Annotated in this window: 23 protein-coding genes and 1 pseudogene; 10 read left to right on the top strand and 14 right to left on the bottom strand. The window is 68.3% G+C overall.

Annotated features, from left to right (window positions below):
- Positions 1-72: 72 nt before the first annotated feature.
- The gene (locus NGM06_RS03820; RefSeq protein ID WP_254269002.1) at positions 73-1,032 is read left to right on the top strand and encodes a D-2-hydroxyacid dehydrogenase; all 960 of its coding nucleotides are present in this window, start codon (positions 73-75) and stop codon (positions 1,030-1,032) included.
- A gap of 61 nt (positions 1,033-1,093) precedes the next feature.
- Entirely contained in the window at positions 1,094-2,584 is a 1,491-nt protein-coding gene (locus tag NGM06_RS03815; RefSeq protein WP_254269001.1) for an aldehyde dehydrogenase family protein, read from the top strand.
- Positions 2,585-2,680: 96 nt separating this feature from the next.
- On the opposite strand, the gene asd is transcribed toward NGM06_RS03815, so the two are convergent.
- Together asd and NGM06_RS03805 are read right to left on the bottom strand one after the other, a co-directional pair.
- Positions 2,681-3,715, bottom strand: coding sequence for an aspartate-semialdehyde dehydrogenase (gene asd, locus NGM06_RS03810; RefSeq protein ID WP_254269000.1), 1,035 nt, complete (start codon positions 3,713-3,715; stop codon positions 2,681-2,683).
- Positions 3,716-3,906: 191 nt separating this feature from the next.
- Positions 3,907-4,080 carry a 30S ribosomal protein S17e gene (locus tag NGM06_RS03805; RefSeq protein ID WP_163520680.1) on the bottom strand — a complete coding sequence of 58 codons (174 nt, stop codon included), beginning with the start codon at positions 4,078-4,080 and terminating at the stop codon, positions 3,907-3,909.
- A 115-nt stretch (positions 4,081-4,195) separates the two neighbouring features.
- Between NGM06_RS03805 and NGM06_RS03800 the strand changes: the two genes are divergently transcribed.
- Complete coding sequence (locus NGM06_RS03800; protein ID WP_254268999.1) at positions 4,196-4,396, top strand: hypothetical protein; 201 nt, start codon at positions 4,196-4,198, stop codon at positions 4,394-4,396.
- Positions 4,397-4,474: 78 nt separating this feature from the next.
- On the opposite strand, the gene NGM06_RS03795 is transcribed toward NGM06_RS03800, so the two are convergent.
- The 4 genes from NGM06_RS03795 to cofD are packed head-to-tail and all read right to left on the bottom strand — an operon-like array spanning position 4,475 to position 7,865.
- Complete coding sequence (locus NGM06_RS03795; RefSeq protein WP_379793148.1) at positions 4,475-5,194, bottom strand: DUF447 domain-containing protein; 720 nt, start codon at positions 5,192-5,194, stop codon at positions 4,475-4,477.
- The gene (locus NGM06_RS03790; protein WP_254268998.1) at positions 5,191-6,084 is read right to left on the bottom strand and encodes a triphosphoribosyl-dephospho-CoA synthase; all 894 of its coding nucleotides are present in this window, start codon (positions 6,082-6,084) and stop codon (positions 5,191-5,193) included. Before NGM06_RS03790 ends, NGM06_RS03795 begins: the two co-directional genes overlap by 4 nt.
- A complete protein-coding gene (locus tag NGM06_RS03785) occupies positions 6,081-6,854 on the bottom strand; it encodes a tRNA-dihydrouridine synthase (RefSeq protein WP_254268997.1) in 774 nt (257 codons plus the stop codon). The genes NGM06_RS03790 and NGM06_RS03785 overlap by 4 nt, the downstream gene beginning before the upstream one ends.
- On the bottom strand, positions 6,855-7,865 hold the full coding sequence (gene cofD, locus NGM06_RS03780) for a 2-phospho-L-lactate transferase (RefSeq protein WP_254268996.1): 1,011 nt from the start codon (positions 7,863-7,865) through the stop codon (positions 6,855-6,857).
- A 253-nt stretch (positions 7,866-8,118) separates the two neighbouring features.
- On the opposite strand from cofD, the gene NGM06_RS03775 reads away from it, so the two are divergent.
- The gene (locus NGM06_RS03775; RefSeq protein WP_254268995.1) at positions 8,119-8,919 is read left to right on the top strand and encodes a cupredoxin domain-containing protein; all 801 of its coding nucleotides are present in this window, start codon (positions 8,119-8,121) and stop codon (positions 8,917-8,919) included.
- A gap of 126 nt (positions 8,920-9,045) precedes the next feature.
- Positions 9,046-10,269, top strand: coding sequence for an HD domain-containing protein (locus NGM06_RS03770; protein WP_254268994.1), 1,224 nt, complete (start codon positions 9,046-9,048; stop codon positions 10,267-10,269).
- A 63-nt stretch (positions 10,270-10,332) separates the two neighbouring features.
- On the opposite strand, the gene NGM06_RS03765 is transcribed toward NGM06_RS03770, so the two are convergent.
- A complete protein-coding gene (locus tag NGM06_RS03765) occupies positions 10,333-11,964 on the bottom strand; it encodes a GAF domain-containing sensor histidine kinase (RefSeq protein ID WP_254268993.1) in 1,632 nt (543 codons plus the stop codon).
- A 129-nt stretch (positions 11,965-12,093) separates the two neighbouring features.
- Between NGM06_RS03765 and NGM06_RS03760 the strand changes: the two genes are divergently transcribed.
- Positions 12,094-13,107, top strand: coding sequence for an amidohydrolase family protein (locus tag NGM06_RS03760; protein ID WP_254270068.1), 1,014 nt, complete (start codon positions 12,094-12,096; stop codon positions 13,105-13,107).
- A 126-nt stretch (positions 13,108-13,233) separates the two neighbouring features.
- A complete protein-coding gene (locus NGM06_RS03755) occupies positions 13,234-13,725 on the top strand; it encodes a universal stress protein (RefSeq protein WP_254268992.1) in 492 nt (163 codons plus the stop codon).
- Positions 13,726-14,280: 555 nt separating this feature from the next.
- Here the strand turns inward: NGM06_RS03755 and NGM06_RS03750 are convergent.
- From NGM06_RS03750 to NGM06_RS03730, 5 genes are all read right to left on the bottom strand, one after another.
- Positions 14,281-15,276, bottom strand: coding sequence for a biotin--[acetyl-CoA-carboxylase] ligase (locus tag NGM06_RS03750; RefSeq protein WP_254268991.1), 996 nt, complete (start codon positions 15,274-15,276; stop codon positions 14,281-14,283).
- Positions 15,277-15,330: 54 nt separating this feature from the next.
- Positions 15,331-15,660, bottom strand: coding sequence for a DUF7344 domain-containing protein (locus NGM06_RS03745; protein ID WP_379793144.1), 330 nt, complete (start codon positions 15,658-15,660; stop codon positions 15,331-15,333).
- Positions 15,661-15,730: 70 nt separating this feature from the next.
- Entirely contained in the window at positions 15,731-16,105 is a 375-nt protein-coding gene (locus NGM06_RS03740; protein ID WP_254268989.1) for a DUF7522 family protein, read from the bottom strand.
- Positions 16,106-16,168: 63 nt separating this feature from the next.
- The gene (locus tag NGM06_RS03735) at positions 16,169-18,010 is read right to left on the bottom strand and encodes an acetyl-CoA carboxylase biotin carboxylase subunit (protein WP_254268988.1); all 1,842 of its coding nucleotides are present in this window, start codon (positions 18,008-18,010) and stop codon (positions 16,169-16,171) included.
- Positions 18,011-18,123: 113 nt separating this feature from the next.
- A complete protein-coding gene (locus tag NGM06_RS03730) occupies positions 18,124-18,783 on the bottom strand; it encodes a helix-turn-helix domain-containing protein (protein ID WP_254268987.1) in 660 nt (219 codons plus the stop codon).
- An 82-nt stretch (positions 18,784-18,865) separates the two neighbouring features.
- On the opposite strand from NGM06_RS03730, the gene NGM06_RS03725 reads away from it, so the two are divergent.
- Positions 18,866-20,317 (top strand): cytochrome P450, encoded by a 1,452-nt coding sequence (locus NGM06_RS03725; RefSeq protein ID WP_254268986.1) that lies wholly within the window; start codon positions 18,866-18,868, stop codon positions 20,315-20,317.
- 71 nt (positions 20,318-20,388) lie between these two features.
- Positions 20,389-21,228 (top strand): class I SAM-dependent methyltransferase, encoded by an 840-nt coding sequence (locus tag NGM06_RS03720; RefSeq protein WP_254268985.1) that lies wholly within the window; start codon positions 20,389-20,391, stop codon positions 21,226-21,228.
- 40 nt (positions 21,229-21,268) lie between these two features.
- On the opposite strand, the gene NGM06_RS03715 is transcribed toward NGM06_RS03720, so the two are convergent.
- Positions 21,269-21,928, bottom strand: a complete 660-nt coding sequence (locus NGM06_RS03715) for a helix-turn-helix domain-containing protein (protein WP_254268984.1) — start codon at positions 21,926-21,928, stop codon at positions 21,269-21,271.
- 82 nt (positions 21,929-22,010) lie between these two features.
- Here NGM06_RS03715 and NGM06_RS03710 point away from each other — a divergent pair.
- Positions 22,011-23,393 (top strand): annotated as a pseudogene (locus NGM06_RS03710) (cytochrome P450).
- A gap of 48 nt (positions 23,394-23,441) precedes the next feature.
- Here the strand turns inward: NGM06_RS03710 and NGM06_RS03700 are convergent.
- On the bottom strand, positions 23,442-24,149 hold the full coding sequence (locus NGM06_RS03700; RefSeq protein WP_254268983.1) for a glycerophosphodiester phosphodiesterase: 708 nt from the start codon (positions 24,147-24,149) through the stop codon (positions 23,442-23,444).
- Between the last annotated feature and the right edge of the window lie 5 nt (positions 24,150-24,154).

The raw sequence follows: 24,154 nt of genomic DNA, 5'->3' as shown, positions 1-24,154 counted from the left end.
TGTCACGACGTCTCGTTCCTCGTTCGCCGTTTCAGGAGCCACTTTAATCCCCCGCGCCGAAACGACCCACGAATGACCGACGACAGTCCCGACGTAGTGGTCCTGCGCAAGAGCACTCACGGCGTTCCGGTCTCGGAGTACGCCGACGAACTCCGCGAGCGACTGCCCGACCGCGACGTTCGCCACGCCCGAACCCCGACCGAGGAACGGGAACTCGTCGCCGACGCGCCCGTCGTCGCGGGGATGGAGATAGACGAGGCCCTGCTGGCCGAGGCCGACGAACTGGAACTGTTCGCGTGCGCCTACGCAGGCACGGGCCACCTGCCGCTCTCGGCGCTCGAAGACCGTGACATCGCGGTCACGAACGCCTCCGGCGTCCACGGTCCGAACATCGGCGAACACGTCGTCGGGAACCTGCTCGTGTTCGCGCGCCGCCTCCACGAGGGGTGGCGACGCCAACAGCGGCGCGAGTGGCGACACTTCCGCGCCCACGAGTTGCAGGACAGCACCGTCACCGTCGTCGGACTGGGGGCCATCGGCAAGTCGGTGGTCGAGCGCCTGCAGGGGTTCGGCGTCGAGAGTATCGGCGTGCGCTACACGCCCGAGAAGGGCGGTCCGACCGACGAGGTGGTCGGCTTCGAGGGACCGGAGTTCGAGGACGCGCTGGCCCGGACCGACTACCTCGTGCTGGCCTGCCCGCTGACCGAGACGACCCGCGGGCTAATCGGCGAGGCGGAACTCAAGACGACGCCGCCTGACGCCGTCCTCGTCAACGTCGCGCGCGGACAGGTCGTGGACACCGACGACCTGCTGTGGGCGCTCCGTGGCAACCACCTCCGGGGCGCGGCGCTCGACGTGACCGACCCCGAACCGCTCCCCGAGGACCACCCGCTCTGGAATCTGGAGAACTGCCTGATTACGCCTCACTGCTCGGGCCACACGCCCGAGTACTACTCGCGGTTGGCCGACATCGTCGCGGAGAACGTGCGTCGGTTGGACGAGGGCGAGCAACTGGAGAACCGCGTGGTCTGAGCGACAGGCCCGAACCGTCGCGGCCCCTCGGCTTTTCCACAATCGCCACCTAGGACTGACGATGGCTTCGGAGATTTCGATAGACGCCGACTGGAACAGCATCTTCCTCGACGGCGAGTGGGTCCCCTCCGAGGGCGGAGAGGAACTGGCCGTCGAGGACCCTTCGACGCGCGAGGAAGTCGCGCGAGTACCCGCGGGGGTCGAGGCCGACGTGGACGCCGCCTACGAGGCCGCGGCCGAGGCTCAGGAGGAGTGGGCCGAGGTTCCGCCCGCCGAGCGCGAGCGCGTCGCACAGGAGTACGCGCAGGCCCTTCAGGAGTACGAGGAGGAGATAGTCGAGATGCTGGCCCACGAGGCGGGCGGGTCCCGAATCATGGGCGAGACGTCGGTCCAACTCGCGACCGACCAAGCCGTCGAAGCCTCGACGTTCCCCCGCCGGATGAAGGGCGAGCAGGCCGACTCGAACGTCCCCGGCAAGGAGAACCTCGTCCGGGTCGAACCCGAGGGCGTCGTCACCGTCATCTCGCCGTGGAACTTTCCGCTCAACCTCTCTGGACGGGCGGTCGCGCCCGCCATCGCCGCCGGGAACGCGGTCGTGCTCAAGCCCGCGACGAACACGCCCATCACGGGCGGCCTCCTCATCGCGAGACTGTACGAGGAGGCGGGCCTGCCCGACGGCCTGCTCAACGTCGTGACCGGCCGCGGGTCCGACATCGGCGACCGAGTGGTCGAACACCCCGAGAGCGACGTAGTGGCGTTCACGGGGTCTACCCCGGTCGGCCGGGGCGTCGCCGCGTCCGCGGGCGAGAACCTCTCTGTGGCGGCGATGGAACTCGGCGGCAACAACGGCCACATCGTCACCGCCGACGCCGATGTGGAGGAGGCGGTCGACTCCGCGGTGTTCGGGTCGTTCGTCCATCAGGGACAGGTCTGTATCTCCATCAACCGTCACATCGTCCACGAGGACGTCTACGACGAGTACGTCGAGCGACTCACAGAGCGCGCCGAGTCGCTCCCGGTCGGGAGCGCCCACGACCCCGAGACGGTCGTCGGACCCATCATCGACGAGTCCCAGCGCGACGAGATGCTCGGGTACGTCGAGGAGACGGTCGAGGCCGGAGCGACCCTCGAAACCGGCGGCGAGACCGTCGAGACGGACGGCGTCGAGGACTCGCTGGTGGTCGCGCCGACCGTCCTGTCGGACGTGACCAACGACATGTCGGCGGCCTGCTTCGAGCACTTCGGTCCCATCGCGCCGGTCATCCCGTTCTCGGACGTAGACGAGGCCGTCGAGATTCACGACGACACCGAGTACGGCCTGTCGGGGTCGGTCCACGCGGGCGACGTGGGTACGGGGATGAAGATAGCCGAGCGACTCGACACCGGCATGGTCCACGTCAACGACCAACCCGTCAACGACGAAGCGCACGTCCCGTTCGGCGGGACCAACGCCTCGGGCGTGGGCGGCTACAACACCACCGAAATCTTGGACGAGGTCACCGAGAAGAAGTGGATATCGCTGCAACACGAACCGCGCGAGTACCCCTTCTGAGCGGGCGGGGTCGTCTCTCTCCGACGGGAGGACTACCGGACGCGTCGTTTTGGCGTGAAAACGTCTGTCCCGGAGTTTATCGAACCGCGTCGAACCTCAGAGCCAGCCTTCGCTCTGCAGCAACTCGCCGTTCAGCACCGCCGCGCCCGCCGCGCCGCGAATCGTGTTGTGGGCGAGCGTGTTGTACTGGATTCCCGCGGGCGTCGTCTGGACGCCGCCCGCGGCGATAGTCATCCCGCCGCCCAGCGTCCGGTCGAGTCGGGGTTGCGGGCGACTGGGGTCCTCGAACACCTCGACGAGCGGGTCCGGCGAACTCGGCAGGTCGAGGCTCTCGACCGCGCGGAAGGCGTCCTCGACCTCGGCTTCGGTCACGTCGTCGCGGGTCTCGGCCCAGACGTTCTCGAGGTGGCCGTCGATGGTCGGCACGCGGTTACACGACGCGGAGACGTCCGCGTCGTGGTGCGCGAGTTCCGCGCCGTCGAAGGTGCCCAAGAGCTTGCGGGACTCGGTCTCCATCTTCTCCTCCTCGCCGCCGATGTGGGGGATGACGTTGTCGATTATCTCCATCGAACTGACGCCGGAGTAGCCCGCGCCCGAGACGGCCTGCAGGGTCGAGACCTGCACGCGCTCCAGTCCGAACTGGTCGAGGGCCGCGAGCGTGGGGACCATCGTGATGGTCGAGCAGTTGGGGTTCTTGACGACCGCGCCGTCCCACCCGCGCTCGTCGCGCTGGACCTCCAGCAGGTCGAGGTGGCCGGGGTTGATTTCGGGGATGACGAGTGGCACGTCGTCGGCCAGTCGGTCGTTCGAGGAGTTCGACGAGAGAACGTAGCCCGCCTCCGCGAAGTCGGGTTCCACGTCGGCCGCCACGCCCGACGGGAGCGACGAGAAGACGAGGTCCACGTCGTCGGGCATCTCGTCCGGGTCAGTCGCGCGCACGGTCAGGTCCGCCGCCTCGGACGGAATCGGGGAATCGACCCGCCACTTCGCGGCCTCGCTGTACGGGAGACCCGCGCTGTCTTCGCTCGCCGTTACCGCCGCCAGTTCGAATTCGGGGTGGCCGTCCAGCAGTTGGATGCATCGCTGGCCGACCGCACCCGTCGCACCGAGAACGCCGACTCTTACGGTCATTGTACAGATGGCTCGGCGTTACGGCGATAAAACGATTTGGGAAGCGCCACCATTTTGCGGGGCCGCGAAATCGGACCGCAGAGTACCGAATCGCGGAGAGGTTGACCCCGGACGAGCGGACCACCGAGTAGCGAATCGCAGCGTAACCACTGGTCGGAAGATTGTCGCAGTAAGTAGACGGTTCACCGGCGTTACTTCTTGGTCGTCACGTAGCCCGCGATACGGTTGCGGACGCCCTTCGACTCGATGTTGGTGAGTTTCTGGACGCTCTCCTTGTTCTGTTCGAAGTCGGTCGTGAAGGCGTCGGGGTACCGCTCCAGCAGGATTTTCCCCGTCTTCTTCACGTAGTCGGGTTTGATTGCCATACCCGACAGTTCCCCGTTGGCGACCATAAAAGCATCCGTTCGCACCGACGACCGAGACCGACGTTTCGATTCGTAAGGATAATTATAGTGGGACTTCCAGACCGTAGCAGTAACTGTGCGCGGAACTGACCGAGACACCGACCGAGGTACCGTCGAGCGCGAGGCGTCCGACCGCTCGTTCGAGAGCGAACTCGAAGCGCTCGTGCTTCGCGCGTTCGGCGAGGGCGAGGACGTCGAAGGCGTCTGGGATCTCGAGTACGACCCCGAGGAACTGCCCGACTGGACGGTCACCATCGACCGCAAGGACGGCATCTGAGTTCGGTCGGACCGGCGACCACGAATCGTGACGAACCGGAGACGGTGAATCCCTCGACCGAAAGACGGTCTCGAACGACTACTCCGAGAGGTGGTCGCGGAGTCGGTCGAACGCCGCGCGCACGCGGTCGTCACCGCACGTTCTGCCGACGTCCTCGAAGTACGCCAGTCGATTCTGGAGTTCGGTCTGGTCGTAGGCCTCGACGCCGAGGCGCGAGGCCGCGACGGTGGCCTCCACGACCGCGTTGAATCCCCGATTGACGGTCGGCACGGTCTCGCGCTCGACCGCGCCGTCGCGCGGAGTGAGTTCCCACTCCTCCCACCGGGTCGCTCCCGAGACGCCGGAATCGACCTGATCGGCCTCGACTTCGACCCACGCGTCGGCGCTGTCCAGCACCGGTCGCTCGACCTCGAATATCGAGAGCGTGGCGTCCACGAAGTCCACCGGGTCGCGCACGAACTGGACGTACCCGCCGCCCTGCCGGTGGAAGTTGCGCCGGGTCCGGGTGTTCCCCCACGTCCGGGCCGTCACAGGGGAGTCGGCCGACGCGACGGACCCGACCGACTCGGCGGCCGAGTTCCCAGAATCCGCGTCCGACGGCGTCTCGGGCGGGTGGAGACCGAGCGCCGCGACGTTCCACAGGTCGTTCGGGCCGAGCGTGGTCACGAGCGACTCGGTGACGCCGCGGAGTTCGACCGGCCATCCCTCGGGCGAGCGTCGCTCCGCTGGCGTCGGTCTGTCCTCGACGGTCGTTCGGTCGCCGCCGGAAGCGGTCGGCGACTCGCCGCCGTCGCTCACACCGACACCTCCCCGCGGGTCAGCGCGACGAACAGTCCCGCCGCGGTGAGGTCGGCCGTAGTGCCGGGGTTGACGCCGTCGGCCACCAGCGACTCGGCGAAGGCCTCGACCACCTCGGGACCGCCTTCGAGGGCCTCCTGCGCCCGGACGCGGACGCTCTCGGCCGTCTTCTCGCCGTGCTGTTTGGCGACCAGCGTGTCGGGTTCCCGTGCGAGCAGTTCGAGGTAGACCTGCGCGGCCGTCGCCGAGGCCGGGGCCGACCCCGCCAGTTCGGCGAGGCGGTCGGCCGCCCAGAAGGTGCGCTCGAACCCGCCGGTCCACTCCGCGGCCACGTCGTCGGCGTCGTCTCCGAGCGCCAACACGTCGTACAGCGTGACGCCGCGCTCCTCGACCGCCGGAATCGCGTCGCTCCCCCGGCGAACGTCCAACTCGGCGGCGTCCTCGGGCGGGTCGTCCACGTACACGTCGGCGTGGTCGAACGCCCGGAAGAAGTCGGCGGCGTCCTCTGTGGTCGTCGCCTCCACGACCCGGGTAACGTCCTCGGGCGAGAGTCGGCCCGGCGCGTCCTCGGCGTCTCCGCCAGCATCGCCGTTGTCGCCGTTCTCGTTCGCGGACGCCGCCTTCACCAGCGGAACCAGCAGGAGGAGCGCCCCGAACTGGGTGTTGCCGCCCTCCTGCTGGCTCATTCCCGCGATAGCGCGCTCGAACGACTCGCCGACCGGCGCGCCCTCCTCGGCCGCGCGCAGGCCCGGTCCCGCGCCGACCGTGCCAGCGAGGAAGTGTTCGAACCGGAGGTCGGGGAAGTCGCGCTCGCGGTCCACGTTCCCCGGCTTGGGCGTCCCCGCGACTTCCAACAGGAGCGCGAGTTGGGCGTTCTCGGCGGTCTTCATGCCCGCACCTCCCGTTTTTCGGCCTCGAACCACTCGTCCACCGCGGCCCGGACGCGCCGGAGGACCGCGGGGTCGTCGCTCGGTCGGCCGACGCTCACGGCGTCCGCGCCGTAGGCCAGATACTCCCGGACCGTGGTCTCGTCGCGGACGCCGTTGTTGGCTATCACGAACAGGTCCCGGTCGTCCGCGACGTCGGCTATCTCGGCGACAACGCCCTCCGAGTCCATCGCGTCCACGTGTATCGCGTCACCGCCCGCGTCGGCAATCGTCTCGGCCACCTCGCGGAGGTCTACGTCGGGCACCTCCGCGCGGACTTTGACGCTCACGGCAGGTCCCTCAGTGCCCGCCCCCGTCGCGGCGGCCACCTGCTCGCGGAGGCGGTCCGTATCGCGTAAGAGAGTCTCGCCAGCCCCCGTCTTGCACATCTCGTCCTGTCGGCAGTGAGCGTTGAGTTCGAGAATCGCGTCGCGGTCGGCGCAGATTTCCGCGACCTCTCGGAGCGGTTCGAGCGTGGTCGTCCGCACGTTGAACCCCGGCCGGAGGTCGGCGTCGCCGAGCGCGGCGAGTTGCCGGTCCACGAAGGCCGCGGGGTCGTCGGGCAGGAACTCCTCGCGGTCGCGTCCGACCATCTCGCGGGCCGCTTCGCGGGTCGGGTCGTCGAGCGCGATGCCCCCGAGGAACGCCGCGCCGGCGAACTCCGCGGCGGACTCGGCCCACGCGGCGTCCGACCGACCGCTGAGGCTGGCGAGCGCGAGTCGGGGTTCGAACACTCAGACCACCTCCAGCGCGTCGGCGACGGCGCGGGCCACGCGCTCGGCGTCCGCCTCGTCTTCCATCTCGGTGTCGGTCCTGACGACCGGTCGGTCGAGGTCGGTGCCGTCGTCGTCGTCCAGCACGAACGCGTCGGCGAAGGGGTACGCCTGCGCCACGCCCTTTGTCGAGGGGTCGAAGCCCGCGGCCGCCATCAGTTTCGCGGCCGGGCCGGAGAACACCTCGTCCTCCACGAACGGCGAGACGGCGACGACCGTGGCGTCTTCCAGCGCCTCTCGGAGTCGGTCGATGGCGAGCATCGGCCCGATGCTGGTGACGGGGTTCGAAGGGCCGACGACGACCGGGCCTTCCTCGATAGCGCCGAGGGCGGCCGGGGACGGGTCGGCGTCGTCGGCGCCGCGGAACTCGACGCGTTCGACATCGGGGTCGGCGCGGTGAGCCACCCAGAACTCCTGAAAGTGCATCTCGTCGGCGTACTCGTCGTCGTCCGCGGGCGTGTGGACGATGGAGGCCACCGGGTCGTCGCTCATCGGCACCACGTCCACTGGCACGTCGAAGGCGTCGGCGAGGGCCCGCGTGACTTCGGTGAGACTGCGGCCCTCGTCGAGCAGGCCGGTCCGGGTGACGTGGACCGCCCGGTCGCGGTCACCGAGTTCCATGAACTCCGCGACGCCGGAGAAGCGCCGCCAGCGGGCGAGGTGCCTTCCCTCGGTCTGGGCGTCGTCCGACAGGTAGCGCGGCCCGGGTTCCAGCCCCGCGGCGTCGGCGATGTCGTGGAGTTCGTCGTGGGTTTCGGTGGTGTCGTCGGCGATGCCCCACCACAGGTCGCGGTCGAGCAGACCGCCCTGCTCGAACAGGACGGTGTCCACGTCCGGACAGACCAGCAGTCCGCCCAACTCCACGTCGTCGCCGGTGTTGGCGACGACGGTGGCGTCGGCCGGGGCGAAGACGGACTCCGCGCCCGACAGCAGTTTGGGGGTGCCGGTACCCCCGGAGAGAAACGTCGTCATATGCCGAGTTGCGTCTTCGAACGGGTAAACGCTTGTGCTGTCTCGCGGGGACGTTGCGTCCGGACTCCGAGTCGGTCGCGTTCTCCTGCGGTGGCGGACGTTCTCACCGCCTCAACTTTCACCCGCCGCGACCGGTAATGTAGCAGTGGACGCGCGGTTACCCCTATCCGCTCCGAGTGTTGGATAAGCACGGACGTGATAGCGACCGCTCAGAAAGTAATATAATTATAGATAATGATGTTTATCCCGAGCCATGGCACCGGACGCAAATCCCACCGATACCGTGGAATCGTCCGAACAAGCGACCGCCGAGTGGCCGAACGTCGAGCGGCGACCGTTGCTGAAAGCGCTGGGCGTCGGCGCGGCCCTCTCGCTGGGGAGTGGCGTCGCCGCGGGGCAACAGGACGACGCGAAGATCGACCCGAACTACGGCTACGCGGTGCAGGACCCGAGCGAGATTCCGGAGCGCCTCCAACCGGACCACGAGGTCAGTCTGGCGGCCCAGAAGTTCGACCCGAACGCCGAGATGCCGGTCCTCTTCAACTTCGAACCGGTCGGCCTGCACGCGAGCAGCGGTGACATCGTCCAGTTCACCTTCGACTCGCCGGACCACACGGTTACGTCCTATCACGAAGCGCTCGGCTTCCCGACCCGCGTTCCCGACGGGGTACCGCCGTTCTCGTCGCCCATCGTCTCGGTCGGCGGAGCGTGGCTCTACCGGTTCGACAGCGAGGGCGTGTACGACCTCTACTGCGGCCCCCATCACGTCCTCGGGATGGTGATGCGAGTCGTCGTCGGAGAACTCGACGAAGCGGACTACCCGGCGTATCTGGAGACCCCCGAGACGATTCCGCCGTTCGGCGAGGAGTTCGAGAACATACTCGTTCAGTTCAGCGACGTCAACGAGGAGGTCGAGTGGGTGTTCCCGACGCCGAGAGCGATACTCACCGCGAGTGCCCTCGACCCCGATCGGATTCAGGAGGAGGGAACGGTTTCGTTCGGGACGGTTCGTGAGGAACTCACGGAGACTCCCGCCGAGACGACGACTCGGTGAGAGACCGAAAGCGACTCGGGAAGGGCCGGAAAGCGCGGCGTCCGCTCGATACCGATTCCGGTCCCCGCCCGCGTCCGACCGGTCCGCTCCCGGCGGTTTTTATACCAAGCCGTCGAATCGTGTAACATGAAGACCATCAAGGACAGCGTCCACGACCACATCGAGGTCGAGGGCGTCGCGCGAGCCTTGTTCGACACGCCCGCGGTCCAGCGACTCCGGCGCATCAAGCAGTTGGGTACCGCTCATCTCGTCTACCCCTCCGCGAACCACACCCGCTTCGAGCACAGTCTCGGCGTCTACCACCTCGCCTGCGAGGCGCTCGACCACCTCGGAATTCGGGGCAAGCAGGCCGAGCGCGTCCGTGCCGCGGCCATCCTCCACGACGTGGGTCACTGCCCGTACAGCCACTCCATCGAGGGGGTCGTCCACCGCCACACCGGCAAGTACCACGACGACGTTCACGAACTCCTCGCCGACAGCGAGGTCGGCGACGTGCTACGGGACCACGGCCACAACCCCGACACCGTCGCGGACCTCATCGCCGGGGACGGGAAACTGGGCCAACTCGTCTCGGGCGAACTCGACGTGGACCGGATGGACTACCTCGTCCGGGACGCCCACCACACCGGCGTCCCGTACGGCACCATCGACCACTCGCGCCTCGTGCGCGAACTCACGCTCATCGACGGTGAACTCGTGCTGGGCGAGGGCAACGTCCCGACCGCCGAGAGTCTGCTGCTGGCGCGGGCGCTGATGAACCCCACGGTCTACAACCACCACGTCACGCGCATCGCCCGCGGACTGCTCCAGCAGGCCAGCGAGCGCCTGTTAGAAGTGTCGGACGTGACGGCCGAGCGACTCCGCCGGATGGACGACTACGACCTCCTCGTGGCGCTCCGGGAGACGCCCGAGACCGAGGAGTACGCCCGGCGACTCAGCGACCGAGACCTCTACAAGCGCGCGGTCTGGGCCGAGATGGCCGACGTTCCCGAGTCGGTCATCGACGCCGACTACGAGACGCTGCGGGAGTACGAGGCCGACATCGCCGCGGCGGCGCAGGTCGAACCGGGCGAGGTCATCGTGGAGGTACTGGACCGGCCCAGCATGACCGAGTCCGAGAGTCGAGTCATCGTCAACGGCGAGATTCGACGCCTCGACGAGCAGTCGGCGCTGGTGGCGGCGCTCCAGCACGTCCAGCGCGAGCAGTGGCGTCTCGGCGTCTACGCGCCCGCCGAGGCGACCGAGGCGGTCGGTCACGCCGCCGAGCGCGTGCTGGGACTGGAGACCGACGGCGCGCTCGTCAACGATGTCCGGACGACCGGCACGCGGACGACGCTGGACCAGTTCTGAGGCACTTCGGTCGGGCAACCCGCTTTCCCGCCCGACGGCCTCGCAGTGTCGTCTCCACGTTCGCTACTCGCCGACGATATCGACGCCGGTGAACTCGAAGCGCGTGCCGCCCGCGTCGCTCTCGGTCACTCGGCACTCCCAGTCGTACGTATCTGCGAGTTGCTTGACGAACGTCAACCCGAGACCGATGCCGTCCTCGTCGGTGGTGTACCCCGCGTCGAAGACGGACGCGCGCTCCTCGGCGGGAATCCCCGGCCCGTCGTCCGCGACGTAGAACCCCGACGGAAGACTCCCGACCGTGACGGTCACGCCCGAGTCGGCGTGTTCGACGGCGTCCTCTTGAGCCTGCGAACGAGGACTCGTCGAACCGTGTTCGACGGCGTCCTCAGAACGCTGCGCGTTCTGATGGGCTGCATCAGACTCTGTCTGATGAACGTCATCGTCCTGCGGACGATTGCTCGTGGAGCCATGCTCCACGGCGTTCTTGAAGAGGTTCTGGAGGAGGTGCTGGAGGTGAATCGGGTCGGTCTCCACGGTCCGGTCCGTTTCGATTTCGAGGTCGGACTCGCCCGCCGTCACGTTCGCCCACGCCTCGGCGGCAGCGGTGGCTAACTCCACCGCCTCCCAGTCGATGACCGAGTCCTCGCTTCGGGCGGTGACCAGAACCACGTCGATTATCTCCTCGATGCGTTCCAGTGCGGTCGCCACCTCCTCGGCGGCCGCCTCGTCACCGTCGGCCGCTCGCTCGTGGTAGAGTTGGGCGATGTGGAGCGGGTTGCGGAGTTCGTGGGCGACCATGCCAGCGAACGTTTCGAGTCGCTCGTTCTGACGCTGGCGTTCGAGTTCGTAGCCCACCCAGTTGCTGAGGAGATTGACGAACGTCACCTCCCAGTCGGAGAACTCCCGACTCCGTGACTCCATGTCGTAGAAACAGAACGAACCGTAGACGTCGTCGCCCACGAACACCGGCGCGCCGAGGTAACAGGAGATTCCCCACTCGGCGTTTCCCGACCGGTCGGCCATCTCCGGGGCGTCTCGCTCGACGTCGTCGAGAACGAGCGTCTGCTCGGTCGCGACGACGCGGTCGCAGTTCGTCGATTTCAGCGGGACCGTGTCACCCGCTTCGAGGTCGGCGTCGTCCGGAGTGGCGACGGCCTCGAAGACGTACCGGTCGCCGTGGACGCGAGAGAGCGTCGCGTAGTCGGTCCCGACCGCGTCCTTGACGACGTTCAGGAGCGCCTCGATCTGTTCGGAGAACGTCCGGTCGCTGTCCGCGATTACCTCGTAGGCACGACGGAGAGCCTGTTCGCGTTCCTCAAGGACGTTCTCCCGACGGACGCGTTCCGTCACGTCGCGGAAGTAGATAGAGAGGCCCGTCTCGGAGGGGTACGCCCGAACCTCGAACCACGTGTCCAGCGGCGGGTATCGGGCCTCGAACGTCACGGGGGTCTGGGACGCCATCGCGCGTTCGTACTCCCGCCGGAACTTCGAATCGGCCGCTTCGGGGGACTCCTCCCAGATAACCGACCCGAGCAGTTCGTCCTCGCTCCGCTGGAGGACGCGCTCGGCCTGCTCGTCGAGGTAGGTGAACCGCCACTCGTCGTCGAGCGCGAAGACGGCGTCGGTGACACGCTCGTACACGTCCGTCGCGGAGACGTCGTCGGGAGGCGGGTGGGACGGGGCGTCGTCAGTCATCGAATACCGTAACGCGACCGACGCACATAGATGTGGTCAATAGACAGTACTTTCAGGTTACAGGTTCTCGCGACTTCGGGACGACGGAAAAGGGAGGATTTGAAGGACTCCCCCGAGAGTTACACACACATGATAGCCGAGGGGACCGTCCTCCGCGGCCCGGAGTTCGAACCCGTAGAGGGCCGAGTCGTGGTCGAGGACGGCGAGATAACCGCAATCGAAGAGGCATCGACCGAGTCCTCGAACATCGTGCTTCCCGCGTTCGTGAACGCCCACACGCACATCGGCGACTCCATCGCCAAGGAGGCCGGTGGCGGTCTGAGTCTGGACGAACTCGTCGCGCCGCCGGACGGCCTGAAACACCGACTCCTGCGGGCGGCCTCCCGCGAGGAGAAGGTCGAGGCCATGCGACGGTCCGCGAAACTGATGCAGGAGACGGGCACCGCCTCGTTCCTCGAATTCCGCGAGGGCGGCGTCGAAGGCGTCTACGCGCTCCGAGAGGCGGTCGAAGGACTCGACGTGGACCCCGTGATTCTGGGTCGGGAGACCGTCGAGGCGATGGAGGCCGCCGAGGGGTTCGGCGCGAGCGGTGCGCGCGACGCCGACTTCTCACAGGAGCGCAACGCGACCGCCCGGGAGGAGAAACTGTTCGGCATCCACGCGGGCGAGCGCGACGCCTCGGACATCAACCCCGCGCTCGACCTCGACCCGGACTTCCTCGTCCACATGGTCCACCCCGAACGACTCCACCTCGACAGACTGGCGGACAACGAGACGCCGGTGGTGGTCTGTCCGCGCTCGAACCTCGTGACCGGCGTCGGCGTCCCGCCCATCGCCGACCTCGTCGAGCGAACCACGGTCGCGCTCGGCACCGACAACGTGATGCTCAACTCCCCCTCGATGTTCCGCGAGATGGAGTTCGCCGCCAAACTCGCGGACGTGTCGGCCCGCGAAGTCCTCCGGATGGCGACGCTCAACGGCGCGCGAATCGCGGACCTCGACTGCGGCGTCATCGAGGAGGGCCGGGCCGGGAAACTGCTCGTCCTCGACGGCGACACCGACAACCTCGCCGGGGCGCAGGACGTGGTCCGGGCGGTCGTGCGCCGGGCCGGGACCGGCGACGTGGCCGACGTGATACTGTAGTTCCGGGCGCGGAAAGGGGCCGAAGACGGGCCACCACCGAGTCCACGTGCCGGTAATACGGACGCGACCGGGAAGACCGGACTGCAAAGGCTTAATATGTGCGAGATGTTACCAACCACCAGATAGATGTACGACCGGATACTCGTGCCGACCGACGGCTCGTCAGAGACCGAGCGCGCGGTCGAACACGCCGCCGAACTGGCGGCCGCACACGGGGCGGAGCTTCACGCCGTCTACGTCGTCAACTCGGCGACGTTCGCGGGTCTCCACATGGAGACCTCGTGGGAGGGCGTCGACGACGTGCTTCGCGAGGAGGGCCAGAGCGCGCTGGAGCGGGTCGAGGAAATCGCGTCGAGCCACGGCGTCGAAGTCACGTCCAGTATCCTCGACGGGTCGCCGAGCAGGCGCATCGTGGAGTACGCCGAGAGCGAGGACTGCGACCTCGTGGTGATGGGCACCCACGGCCGGGGCGGCATCGACCGCCTGTTGCTCGGGAGCGTCGCCGAGGGCGTCGTCCGCGCCTGCTCGGTCCCGGTGCTGACGGTGCAGGTCGGCGTCGAGGAGGAGTCTGCCGAATCGGAGACCGAGAGCGCGAACGTCGGGCAGTCGGTGCCGTAAACGGGAGTCCGGATCAGCCACTGGCGACTCGGACGGCATTACCGGCGAGTGTACGACGACTGCCTCCTCCGCGGAGTCACCGCACAGCACCGCGACCACTGTCTGCACCGCCACCGTAAACCGCACTGACGCCGACGAGAAGGAGTCACCGCACCGGCCCGCACGGCATGTACCTCGTCCACCCCAACCGATTGCGCGTCTCACTTCGTTGTGATTCTCACCCCTCACGCGGATAGGCGCGGCGCACGAGCGCCGCGCCAGCACGCGCCGAGAGTGTTTAGATACGGTCCGCCAACTATCCACGTCGTTCGGTGAATCAGCCGACCTCCTGGCGGACTAAAAGGGCGAGCGCGGTTCGCGTTCATCGTGGTCGTCTCAGCGACCCCTATCCGAAGACGAGCGAAGCGAGTCGAGGATATGTCGCTGAACGACCGCGAACCGCGCGAGGGCTTTCGAGGTCCCGTCGCTGGTTCCGTGGCGTGTCGTAACTCTCGTCGCAGTCTCTGTAGCGTGTTCGAACAGTACTGCAACAGAACAGAACGTCAGAGAGTCACCTCACACCGGCCGGAGGTGTTCGCAGTCGCCCGCGTGGACCCGGACGCGCTCGCCGTCGTCGGTCTCCACTACGAGCGCGCCGGGGAACGCCACGTCCACGGCCTCGCCGACGACTTCTCGGTTGGGCATCTCGACTCGGACGCGCTGGCCAAGCGTGGCCGACCGCTCGCGCCACGCCTCGACCGCCTTCTCGGGGTCGGCCCGGAGTTCGTCGAATCGCTCCAAGAAGCGCTGGACGAACGCCCGGCGGTCGATGTCGCCGACCGCCTCCCGGATGCTGGTCGCGCCCTCGGGGAGGTCGTCCGTCGAGACGTTCGCGTTCACGCCGACGCCGACCACGACCCACGAGACGCGGTCGGCCTCCCCCTCCATCTCGGTCAGGATACCGGCGAGTTTCCGGCCGCCGCGAGACGGCGTCCCGCCGGTCTCCGGACGAGATTCGGAGATATCGCCCGCCGTCTCCTCGTTCGATTCGCTCACGAGCACGTCGTTGGGCCACTTTATCTCCGCGGGGACGCCCGCCTCGCGGGCGGCGTCGGTCGTCGCCACGGCGGCCGCCAACGTGAGCGCGGGGGCGTGGGCGGGCGGCAGGTCCGGCCGGAGGACGACGCTCGCCCAGACCCCGCCGGACGGGGCCGACCACTCCCGGTCGAGTCGCCCCCGACTGCCGGTCTGCTCGTCGGCCAGCACCGCGACGTCCGCGGCCCCCTCGGTCGCCAACTCTCGGGCGCGGTCGTTCGTGCTTCCGACGGCGTCGTGGTACTCGACTCCGAAGGGCGCGTCGAGACCGAACTCGACCGCGGGCCCGCCGTACTCCGGTAGCGCGTCGAGGACGTAGCCGTCGTCGTCGCTGGTAACCTCGAAACCCGCGTCGCGAAGCGCCTCGACGTGTTTCCAGACCGCGTTGCGCGAGACGCCGAGGCTGTCGGCGAGTTCCGGGCCGGGGACGGGACCGTCCGCGAGGGCGTCGAGGACGGCGCGGCGCGTGTCGTTCATGGCGGGAGGTACGAACGAACGGGTCAAGAAAGACGCGCTTCGCGGGACCGGCCGTCAGTTCGAGACGGCGTCGGTGGCGGCGAGCAGTTCCTCGACTCGCGACTGGTCGCCCGCGAGACTGACGCGTTCGTCGCGGCGCTCGTAGGAGACGATGCCCGCGTCGTCGAGTTTCGGCAGGTGTGCGTGGTGGAGCGACTGATAGGCGCGTTCGGTGGCGTCGCCGTCGGCGACTTCCTCGGCGAGTTCCTCGACGGCCACCGCGTCCCCGTCGGAGTCGAAGAGGTACGAGAGGGTCTCGCGGCGACGGTCGGCGGCGAGGATGCGCAACGTCCGTTCGAGCGACGGGACATCACCGTCGGCGTCGTGTGGAGGGTCTCGGGACATCGTTGTCACGACCTAACCCACGGTGGTGTCCGGGGTAACGATTGGCCCTTACGTGAGAGGCATTTAAACGTCACTCGACACCGGCGACGCCGAGGCACTGCCGGATGAAACTGTTTTGGGCCAGAAACGTCTCGGTGTCGAGCGAGACCGCGACGCCGTGGCGTTCGTCGGCCACGAAGTGCATCTCGATGGCCTCGCCGAACACCCAGAGCGAGCAGTTCAGCGGCCCTTGACCGCGGAGGTCCTCGCGGATGGCCTGTTCGTAGGAGTTCGCCCAGAGGTCGGCGACGATGTTGTCTATCTCCGCCTCCGAGAAGTCGTCCACGTCCTCGCGGACGAACACGACCTCGTACCCCTCTCGGTCGTGGTAGATGACGCTCCGCAGACCGTCACCGACCTGCGCGTGTAGAAATTCCGTGAGCCGATAGGGGTAGAGTTGCGGCACGAGTAGGCGTTTGCCCGCGCACCGCAAGTGGGTTGTGGCTACGTATTCACGGTCGTCGCTCCGTCACTCGATGACGATCAGAACGTCGCCCATATCGACGCTGTCGCCCTCGCCGACGGCGACCTGCGTGACGGTGCCGCCGCGGTCGGCGACCACGTCGTTCTCCATCTTCATCGCCTCCAGCACGCAGACCACGTCACCGGAGGAGACCTCGTCTCCCTCTGCGACTTTCACGTCGAGGATGGTGCCCTGCATCTCGGCGGTGACGGTCTGGCCCTCGGCGTCGGCCGCGCTCGCCGAGTCGTCGCCGCTCTCGCCGCCAGCGGGCCGGGGTTTCTGGCCGCCGCTGGCCCCGCCAGCGTTCCCGGCGGGAATCGCGGCCGCGCCGCGCTCTTCGAGGTCCACCTCGAAGCGCTTGCCGTTGACCTCGACGGTGAACTCCCGCTCGACGACCTCCTCGTCGTCGCCCGCGGCCGAGTCGGTCTCGGTGCCCCACTTCTCCTGGGCCTCGGCGATGCGCTCGGGGTCGAGCGTGTGGTCGAGATACTTCGTGGTGTGGGTGCCCGAGACGAACGCGTCGTCCTGCAGCATCAGGCGGTGGAACGGGACGATCGTCGGGATGCCCTCGATGTCGTACTCGGCCAGCGCGCGCTTCGAGCGAGCGATGCACTCCTCGCGGTCGGCCCCGTGGACGATGAGTTTCGCTATCATCGAGTCGTAGTCAGTCACGAGGTCGTCGCCCTGCCGGAGCGCGTCGTCCAATCGAACGCCGATGCCGCCCGGCGGGTCGTAAGTCACGAGCGTTCCGCCGGTCGCGGGCGCGAAGTCGTCGGCCGCGTTCTCGGCGTTGATGCGGAACTCCATCGAGTGGCCTTCGAGTTCCACCTCGTCCTGCGAGAAGTCGAGTTCCTCGCCCGCGGCGACCCGAAGCTGGGACTTCACGATGTCGATGTCGGTGAGTTCCTCGGTGACGGTGTGTTCGACCTGAATCCGGGTGTTGACTTCGAGGAAGTAGAAGTTGGCGTCGGGACCGAGGAGTTCGCCGTCCTCGCGGTTCTCGTCCTCCTCGACGAGGAACTCGAAGGTGCCCGCGTTGGTGTAGCCCGCGGCGTCGGCACCCCGGCGCGCGGCCTCGGCGATCTCCTCGCGGAGTTCGTCGTTCAGGGCGGGCGAGGGGCCCTCCTCGATGACCTTCTGGTGGCGGCGCTGGAGCGAGCAGTCGCGCTCGCCGAGGTGCCGGACGTTGCCGTGGTGGTCGGCGACGATCTGGACCTCGATGTGGCGCGGGTTTTCGAGGTAGCGTTCGAGGTAGACGTTGTCGTTGTCGAAGTACGCCTCGCCCTCGCGCTTGGCGGATTCGAGTTGGTCGTCGGCCTCGTCGGGGCCGCGGACGACCTTCATGCCGCGTCCGCCGCCGCCGCCCTCGGCCTTGATGGCGACAGGGTAGCCGTGTTCGTCGCCGAACGCCGCGACCTCCTCGGGGTCCTCGACGGGGTCGGTCGTGCCGGGGACGATGGGCACCTCGGCGTCCCGCATCGTCTTGCGGGCGTGGGTCTTCTCGCCGAGTTGCTCCATCGCGTCGGCCGACGGGCCGACCCACGTCACGCCCTCGGTCTCCTCGACCTTCCCGGCGAACTCGGCGTTCTCCGCGAGGAAGCCGTAGCCGGGGTGGATGGCGTCGGCGTCGGCCTTCTTCGCGGCGTCGATGACCGCCTCGTGGTCGAGGTAGGAGTCGGCCGCCCGCGCCGGGCCGACGTTGTACGCCTCGTCGGCGTACCGGACGTGACCGGAGTCCTTGTCGGCCTCGCTGTAGACGGCGACGGTGTCGATGCCCAACTCCTCGCAGGCCCGCATCACGCGAACCGCGATCTCTCCGCGGTTGGCGACGAGTACCTTGTCGAACATTCTTGCGCGGGGATACTCGGGATGGATACCTCATTCTGTCGGTTCATTCCGGCCGAACTGGCGCTTCGTCCACTTCGACGCCCCGACCGGTTGACGCGAGGTCGGAAATCGGGCTACTCGTCCACGACGCGTCCCATCACCTTCGCCTCGGCCTTCCGAAGGAGGTTCGACGCCGTGCTCTCCGCGCAGTCGAGTCGGGCGGCCACGTCCGCCAGCGTCGCCGCCTTGGGCACCTCGTAGTAGCCCAGTTCGGCCGCGACCGAGGCGGCCTCGAACTGGCGGTCGGTCAGCGCGCCCGCCACGGTGCCGTGACGGCGGTCGTAGTCGCCGACCTCCTCGACCGTGGCGGTGATGCCTTCGGGGAAGTCGTCCAGTAGCGCCTGTAGGTCGGCCGACTCGCCGACGACGGTGAACCGCATGTGACCCTCGCCGGTGTACTCTATCGGCGGAATCACGAGCAGGTGGCGGTCGGCGAACGCCGTCCGGAACCGGCGGTCGGCCTCGCGCGTGACCTGCCGTATGTAGGCGTAGAACGACTCCTCGTCGATGGGAACGAGGGTGAACGACGCGACCGACTCGACGCCGGAGACGACCTCGCGGTAGGGTTCGACCTCGCCCTCGACGTAGAACAGCACGTACTCCACGTCCTCGCCGTGGAGGAGGTTCCACGCCAGCAACTCCTCGCGTTCGACCGACTCCGAGTCGGCGATGAAGTTCTGCATCGGGTGGCGAGTCTCCCGCGGTTGGCGGAGGGTGAGCGTGAGGTACTTCACGCGCGAGCTATCGGCGAGCGTACTTAAAGAAGCTAGTGAGTTCGACGGAACTCCTATCGACGCGCCGTCGGTATCTCCTCGTATGAGCGACACGGCGAGGGAGGGCGACGCGGAAGGTAGCGGCGTCTCGGAAGGCGCTTCCGGACGCACCGACGCCCACGAGAGCGGTGCGGAGCGCACCGCCGCGTCGGACGAGTCGAGTACGGACGCCCGCGAACCGCCGCGACTCGACGGGTGGCCGCTTGTCGGCAACACCGTCGAGTTCGTGCGCGACCCCTTCGGTTTCTACGACCGACTCGAATCGCGGGGCGACGCGGTGCGCTACAGCGTCGCCGGGGACGAGTTCTGCACGTTCTTCGACCCGGACTACGTGGAGCAGATTCTGGTCGCGGAGAACGAGCGATTCCGGAAGGCCCAGATTCTCCGCGACTCGGCCGCAGGGTTCGCCGAACAGGGCCTGCTGCTCACCGAGGGCGAGGTCTGGCGCGACCAGCGCGTCCGCATCCAACCGGCGTTCACGCCCGAGAAGATTCGGGGGTACGCCGACGCGATGGTGACGTACGCCGACCGACTCTGCGACAACCTCGCGGACGGCGAGGTCGTGGACGTGGGCGACGCGATGTCGGAACTGACGCTCAAGATTCTGGCCAAGTCGCTGTTCGACGTGGACGTGGCGGGCCGACGGGCGGTCGTTCGGGAGGCGACGGCGGCGCTGAACGACCGCGGCGACGCCAGCGGCGCGTCGGCGTTCCTCCCCGACTGGGTGCCGACGCCGAAGAACCGGCGGTTCGAGCGCGCGATGAGCGACTTCGAGTCGATGGTGGACGACCTGATAGCCGAACGCCGGACCGGCGACGAGAGCGAGTACGACGACCTGCTCTCCATCCTGCTCGACGCCGAGGGGCCGGACGGCACCACGATGTCGGAGGCCGAGGTCCGCGACCAGATGGTCACGTTCCTGTTCGCGGGCCACGAGACCACCTCGCTCGCGCTCACGTACGCGTGGCACCTGCTCGGCCGCAACCCCGACGAACTCGAACGTCTCCGCGCGGAACTCGACGCCGAACTCGGCGACCGACGCGCGACGATGGCCGACCTCCCGGACCTGCCCTACACCGACCGGGTGCTGAAGGAGACGCTGCGCCTCTACCCGCCCGCCTACGTTATCTTCCGGGAACCGACCGAGGACGTTCGGGTCGGACCCTACCACGTTCGGGAAGGGACCAACCTCACGCTCCCCGTGTTCGAGATTCACCGCGACGACCGATTCTACGACGACCCCGACGAGTTCCGGCCCGACCGCTGGCGCGACGACTTCGAGTCGGAACTCCCCGACTACGCCTACTTCCCGTTCGGGGGCGGTCCCCGCCACTGCATCGGGATGCGGTTCGCCACGGCCGAACTCCGACTCGTGCTGGCGACGATGGCCCGCGAACTCGCCTTCGAACCCACCTACGACGGTGACCCCGACCTCACCATGGCGGCGACGCTCCGACCCGAGAACCCGCTGGAGATGCGCGTCGAGCGTCGGTAACCACCGAATTTGATACGGTGTAGCACGCCACGGAAACGCTTATTCTCCGGTCGCTAACACGTACGAACACGATGAGCGACATGGACCCCCGAGGGTACTACGACGAGTTCGGCGAGGGCGAGTGGGAGCGCCTCGACCGCGACCCCGTGACGCGCATGGAGTTCGAGAACACCGCCGACTACCTCGCCGAACACCTGCCCGACCCCGGGAATCGCTCCGACCCGGTGCGCGTCCTCGACGCGGGCGGCGGGGCGGGCCGCTACGCCTGCTGGCTGGCGGAGCGAGAATACGACGTGACGCTCGTCGACCTCTCGGCGTCGCAGGTTGACCTCGCCCGCGAGAAGGCCGCCGAACGGGGTCTCGCCGACCGCATCGCCGCGGAGCGGGGCGACGTTCGCGACCTGCGGTTCGAGGACGACGCCTTCGACGCGGTCTGCTGTCTCGGCGGTCCCCTGAGCCACGTCGTTGACGACGAGGAGCGCGAGCGAGCGACGGCGGAACTCCGGCGCGTGGCCGCGTCGGGTGCGCCCGTCTTCGTCTCGGTCATCGGTCGGTTCGCCATGCTCCGGGACACCCTCAAGTTCTGTCTCGACGACGAACACGGTCTGCTCGCACCCATCGCCGAGGACGGCGACTACACCGCCGAGCGCGCGGCCGAGTACGCCGACGGCGAGGGCTGGGCGGAGTGCCACGGCTTCCGCGCCGACGAGTTCGAGGCCGAACTGGAGACCGCAGGCTTCGAGGTCGAGGTGCTGGTCGGTCTGGAGAACGTCGCGAACCGGATGAAGCGAGAACTGGACGAGGCCGACGAGGAGGCGGTCGAGTCCGTCCGGGAGGTCGTCCGGATGCTCCGCGAGGACCGGACCGCGGTGGACTTCTCCGAGCACATGCTGGCGGTCTGTCGGGCGTGACCTGCGACGCGACCGGTCCGCCTCTCTGAGCGGAGTCCCGTCACCTGACCAGCGCGGCGTCCACGAGCGCACCCTCCGCCTTCCGGAGGAGCGCCGACGCCGTGCTCTCGGTGCAGTCGAGCGCGTCGGCCACGTCGGCCAGTTCGGTCTCGCGGGGCACGTCGTAGTAGCCGAGGTCGCGGGCCGTCTCGACGGCCTCGAACTGGCGCATCGTCAGCCGACCGGCCAGCGACCCCTCGAGGTGGCGGTGGTCGCCCACGCGGTCGATTTCGACCGACACCGCGTCGGGGAACTCCGCGACGACCTGCCGGAGTTCCTCGGGGTCGCCGAGGACGGTGAGCGCTATCGCGCCGTCCGGCCCGAACACGATGGGCGGCACGACCACGACGCGGCGACCGTCCACGGCCGAGAGCCACGCCTCGTCCTCGTGGCGCAGGTCCATCGTGACGTAGGCGTAGAAGGCGTCGTCGGCCACCGGCGCGAGGTCGAACGAGCGAACCGACTCGACGGCGGCCAGCGCCGCTCGGATGGATTCGACGTCGCCGACCACCAGCGAGAGGAAGTCCACGACGCTCTCGGCCTCGTGGACCTGCCACGAGAGCAGTTCCTCGCGCTCGAAGTCGTCGCCGGGAGCGACGCGTTCGGGCACCGAGAGTCGCAGTTCCTCCGGGAGTCGGAGCGTCACGTCCAGAGATTTCACACGCGGACGAACAGACCCGACGGATAAAAAGACTAAGTGCTTCGCGGCAACCGGGAGGCGACTCCGCCGCGAAGGTGGAGCCATGACGGAACTCGACCGCGCGCAACGAGAGCATCGGACGAGCGAGGGGTCGCCGGATGGCCACCGCCTCCCGCCCGGTCCCGCCGAACTCCCCGTCCTCGGTTCGACCGTCGCGGCGTCCCGCGACGCACTCGGCTTCGCCGAGTCGCTCACCACGCACGGCGACCTCGCCTCCTACAGCGCCTTCGGCGAGGAGTTCGTGGCCGTCTTCGACCCCGAGGTGGTCGAGACGGTGCTGGTCTCGCGCAACGACGCGTTCGAGAAGGGCGACTTCGAGATGGCGTTCGGCGACCTCGTCGCGCCGCGGGGTCTCGCCTTCGCCGAGGGCGAGCGCTGGCGTCGCCAGCGCACCGCGCTCCAGTCGGCGTTCACCCCCGAGCGAATCCGGTCGTACGCCGACGAGATGGTCGCCGGGACCGCCGCGATGGCCGACGACTGGGCCGACGGTGAGGTGGTCGAACTCGGCGACGCCTTCGCGTCGCTGACGCTCCGGGTGCTGACGCGGGCGCTGTTCGACCTCGACTTCGACGCCGAGCGCGGGGCGGTCGTCCGGGAGGCGACCCGGGCCATCGGCGCGATTATGGACCGGTTCGGTCTGCTCTCGTTCCTCCCGGAGTGGGTCCCGACTCGGACCGAACGCCGGTACGAGCGAGCGATGGCCGACCTCGACGCCCTCGTGGAGAGCCTGATAGCCGAGCGCCGGGGCGACACCGCCGACCGCGACGACCTGCTCTCGCTGCTGGTCGCGGCCGCGGACGCCGACGAGACCGGGATGGAACCCGAGGCGGTCCGCGACCAACTCGTGACCTTCCTGTTCGCGGGCCACGAGACGACCTCGACCGCGCTGACGTACGCCTGCTGGCTCCTCGCGGGGAATCCCGAGGCCCGCGAGCGACTCGACGCCGAACTCGACGCGGTGCTTGGCGGACGCGACCCCGCGTTCGGCGACCTGCCGGAACTCGACTACACCGAACGGGTCGTCCGCGAGGCCCTGAGACTCTACCCGCCGGTGTACTCGCTCTACCGTCAGCCCAGAACCGAGACGGTCCTCGGCGGCTATCGAATCCCGGCCGACACGACGCTCTAACTCGCGACTTACAACGTCCAGCGCGACGAACGCTGGTGGGACGCCCCCGACGAGTTCCGGCCCGAGCGGTGGCGCGGCGACGCCGAGTCCGAACGCCCCGAGTACGCGTACTTCCCGTTCGGCGGAGGTCCCCGCCACTGCATCGGGATGCGGTTCGCCATGACCGAACTCCAACTCGTGCTGGCGACGCTCGCGCGCCGGGTCGATTTCGAGCGCGTCACCCGCGAACTGGACCTCTCGATGGGGCTGACGCTCGACCCCGGAACGGTCGAAGTGCGCGCGTCGAAACGGAAGTAGTCAGTCGGCGTCGGCCCCGATGCGCCGGAGCAGTCGGAAAATGGCGGGTCAGTCCGCGACCGCGGTCCCGTCCTCGGCGTCCGCTTCGACTCCAGCGAGCGTCCAACTGTCTGCGGTCGCGCCGTCCGCACCCGCGGCGCGGAGCGCCTCGAAGACCGACCGCGAGTCGGCACCCCACGCGATTACGTCCATGCCGTCGGCGTGGGCGCGGTCGACCACGTCGGTTCCGATGCAGAGGTCGGCGTGGGGATGGAGGGAGTCGCAGTCGAGTTCGCGGGCGGTGTCGAGACCGCTCTCGACGCCCGGGCCCTCGCCGAACAGGTAGCCCAGCGACGCGTCGGGGTCGGCGTCGCGGACCTCGGCCAGCGCCTCGGGAACGAACGAGGTGAACCGGACCTCGCGGCCGGACTGTGCGACGACGGTCGCCGCGTCGGCACCGATGCCGGTCTCCTTCAGTTCGACCTGCACGCTCACGCTCGGGGGGACCGCGGCCAGCGCCTCCGAGAGGAGCGGAACACCCTCCTCGGAGTCGAGGACGGCCAGTTCCCGCAGGTCGGTACAGTCGAGGTCGGCGACCGCCTCGGTCCGGGCAGTCACTCTCTCCACCGTCTCGTCGTGGAAGACGACCAGTTCGCCGGAGCCACACCGGCGCACGTCCAACTCGACGGCGGGGAGGCGTCGGGACGCGCGTTCGAGCGCGTGGAGGGTGTTCTCGGGGTACTCGTCCGCGCACCCGCGGTGGGCGATGAGTTCCATTGCTT

It is taken from the genome of Halorussus aquaticus (assembly GCF_024218795.1).
Classification (GTDB): domain Archaea; phylum Halobacteriota; class Halobacteria; order Halobacteriales; family Haladaptataceae; genus Halorussus; species Halorussus aquaticus.
This window is presented reverse-complemented; position numbering and strand designations above follow the sequence as displayed.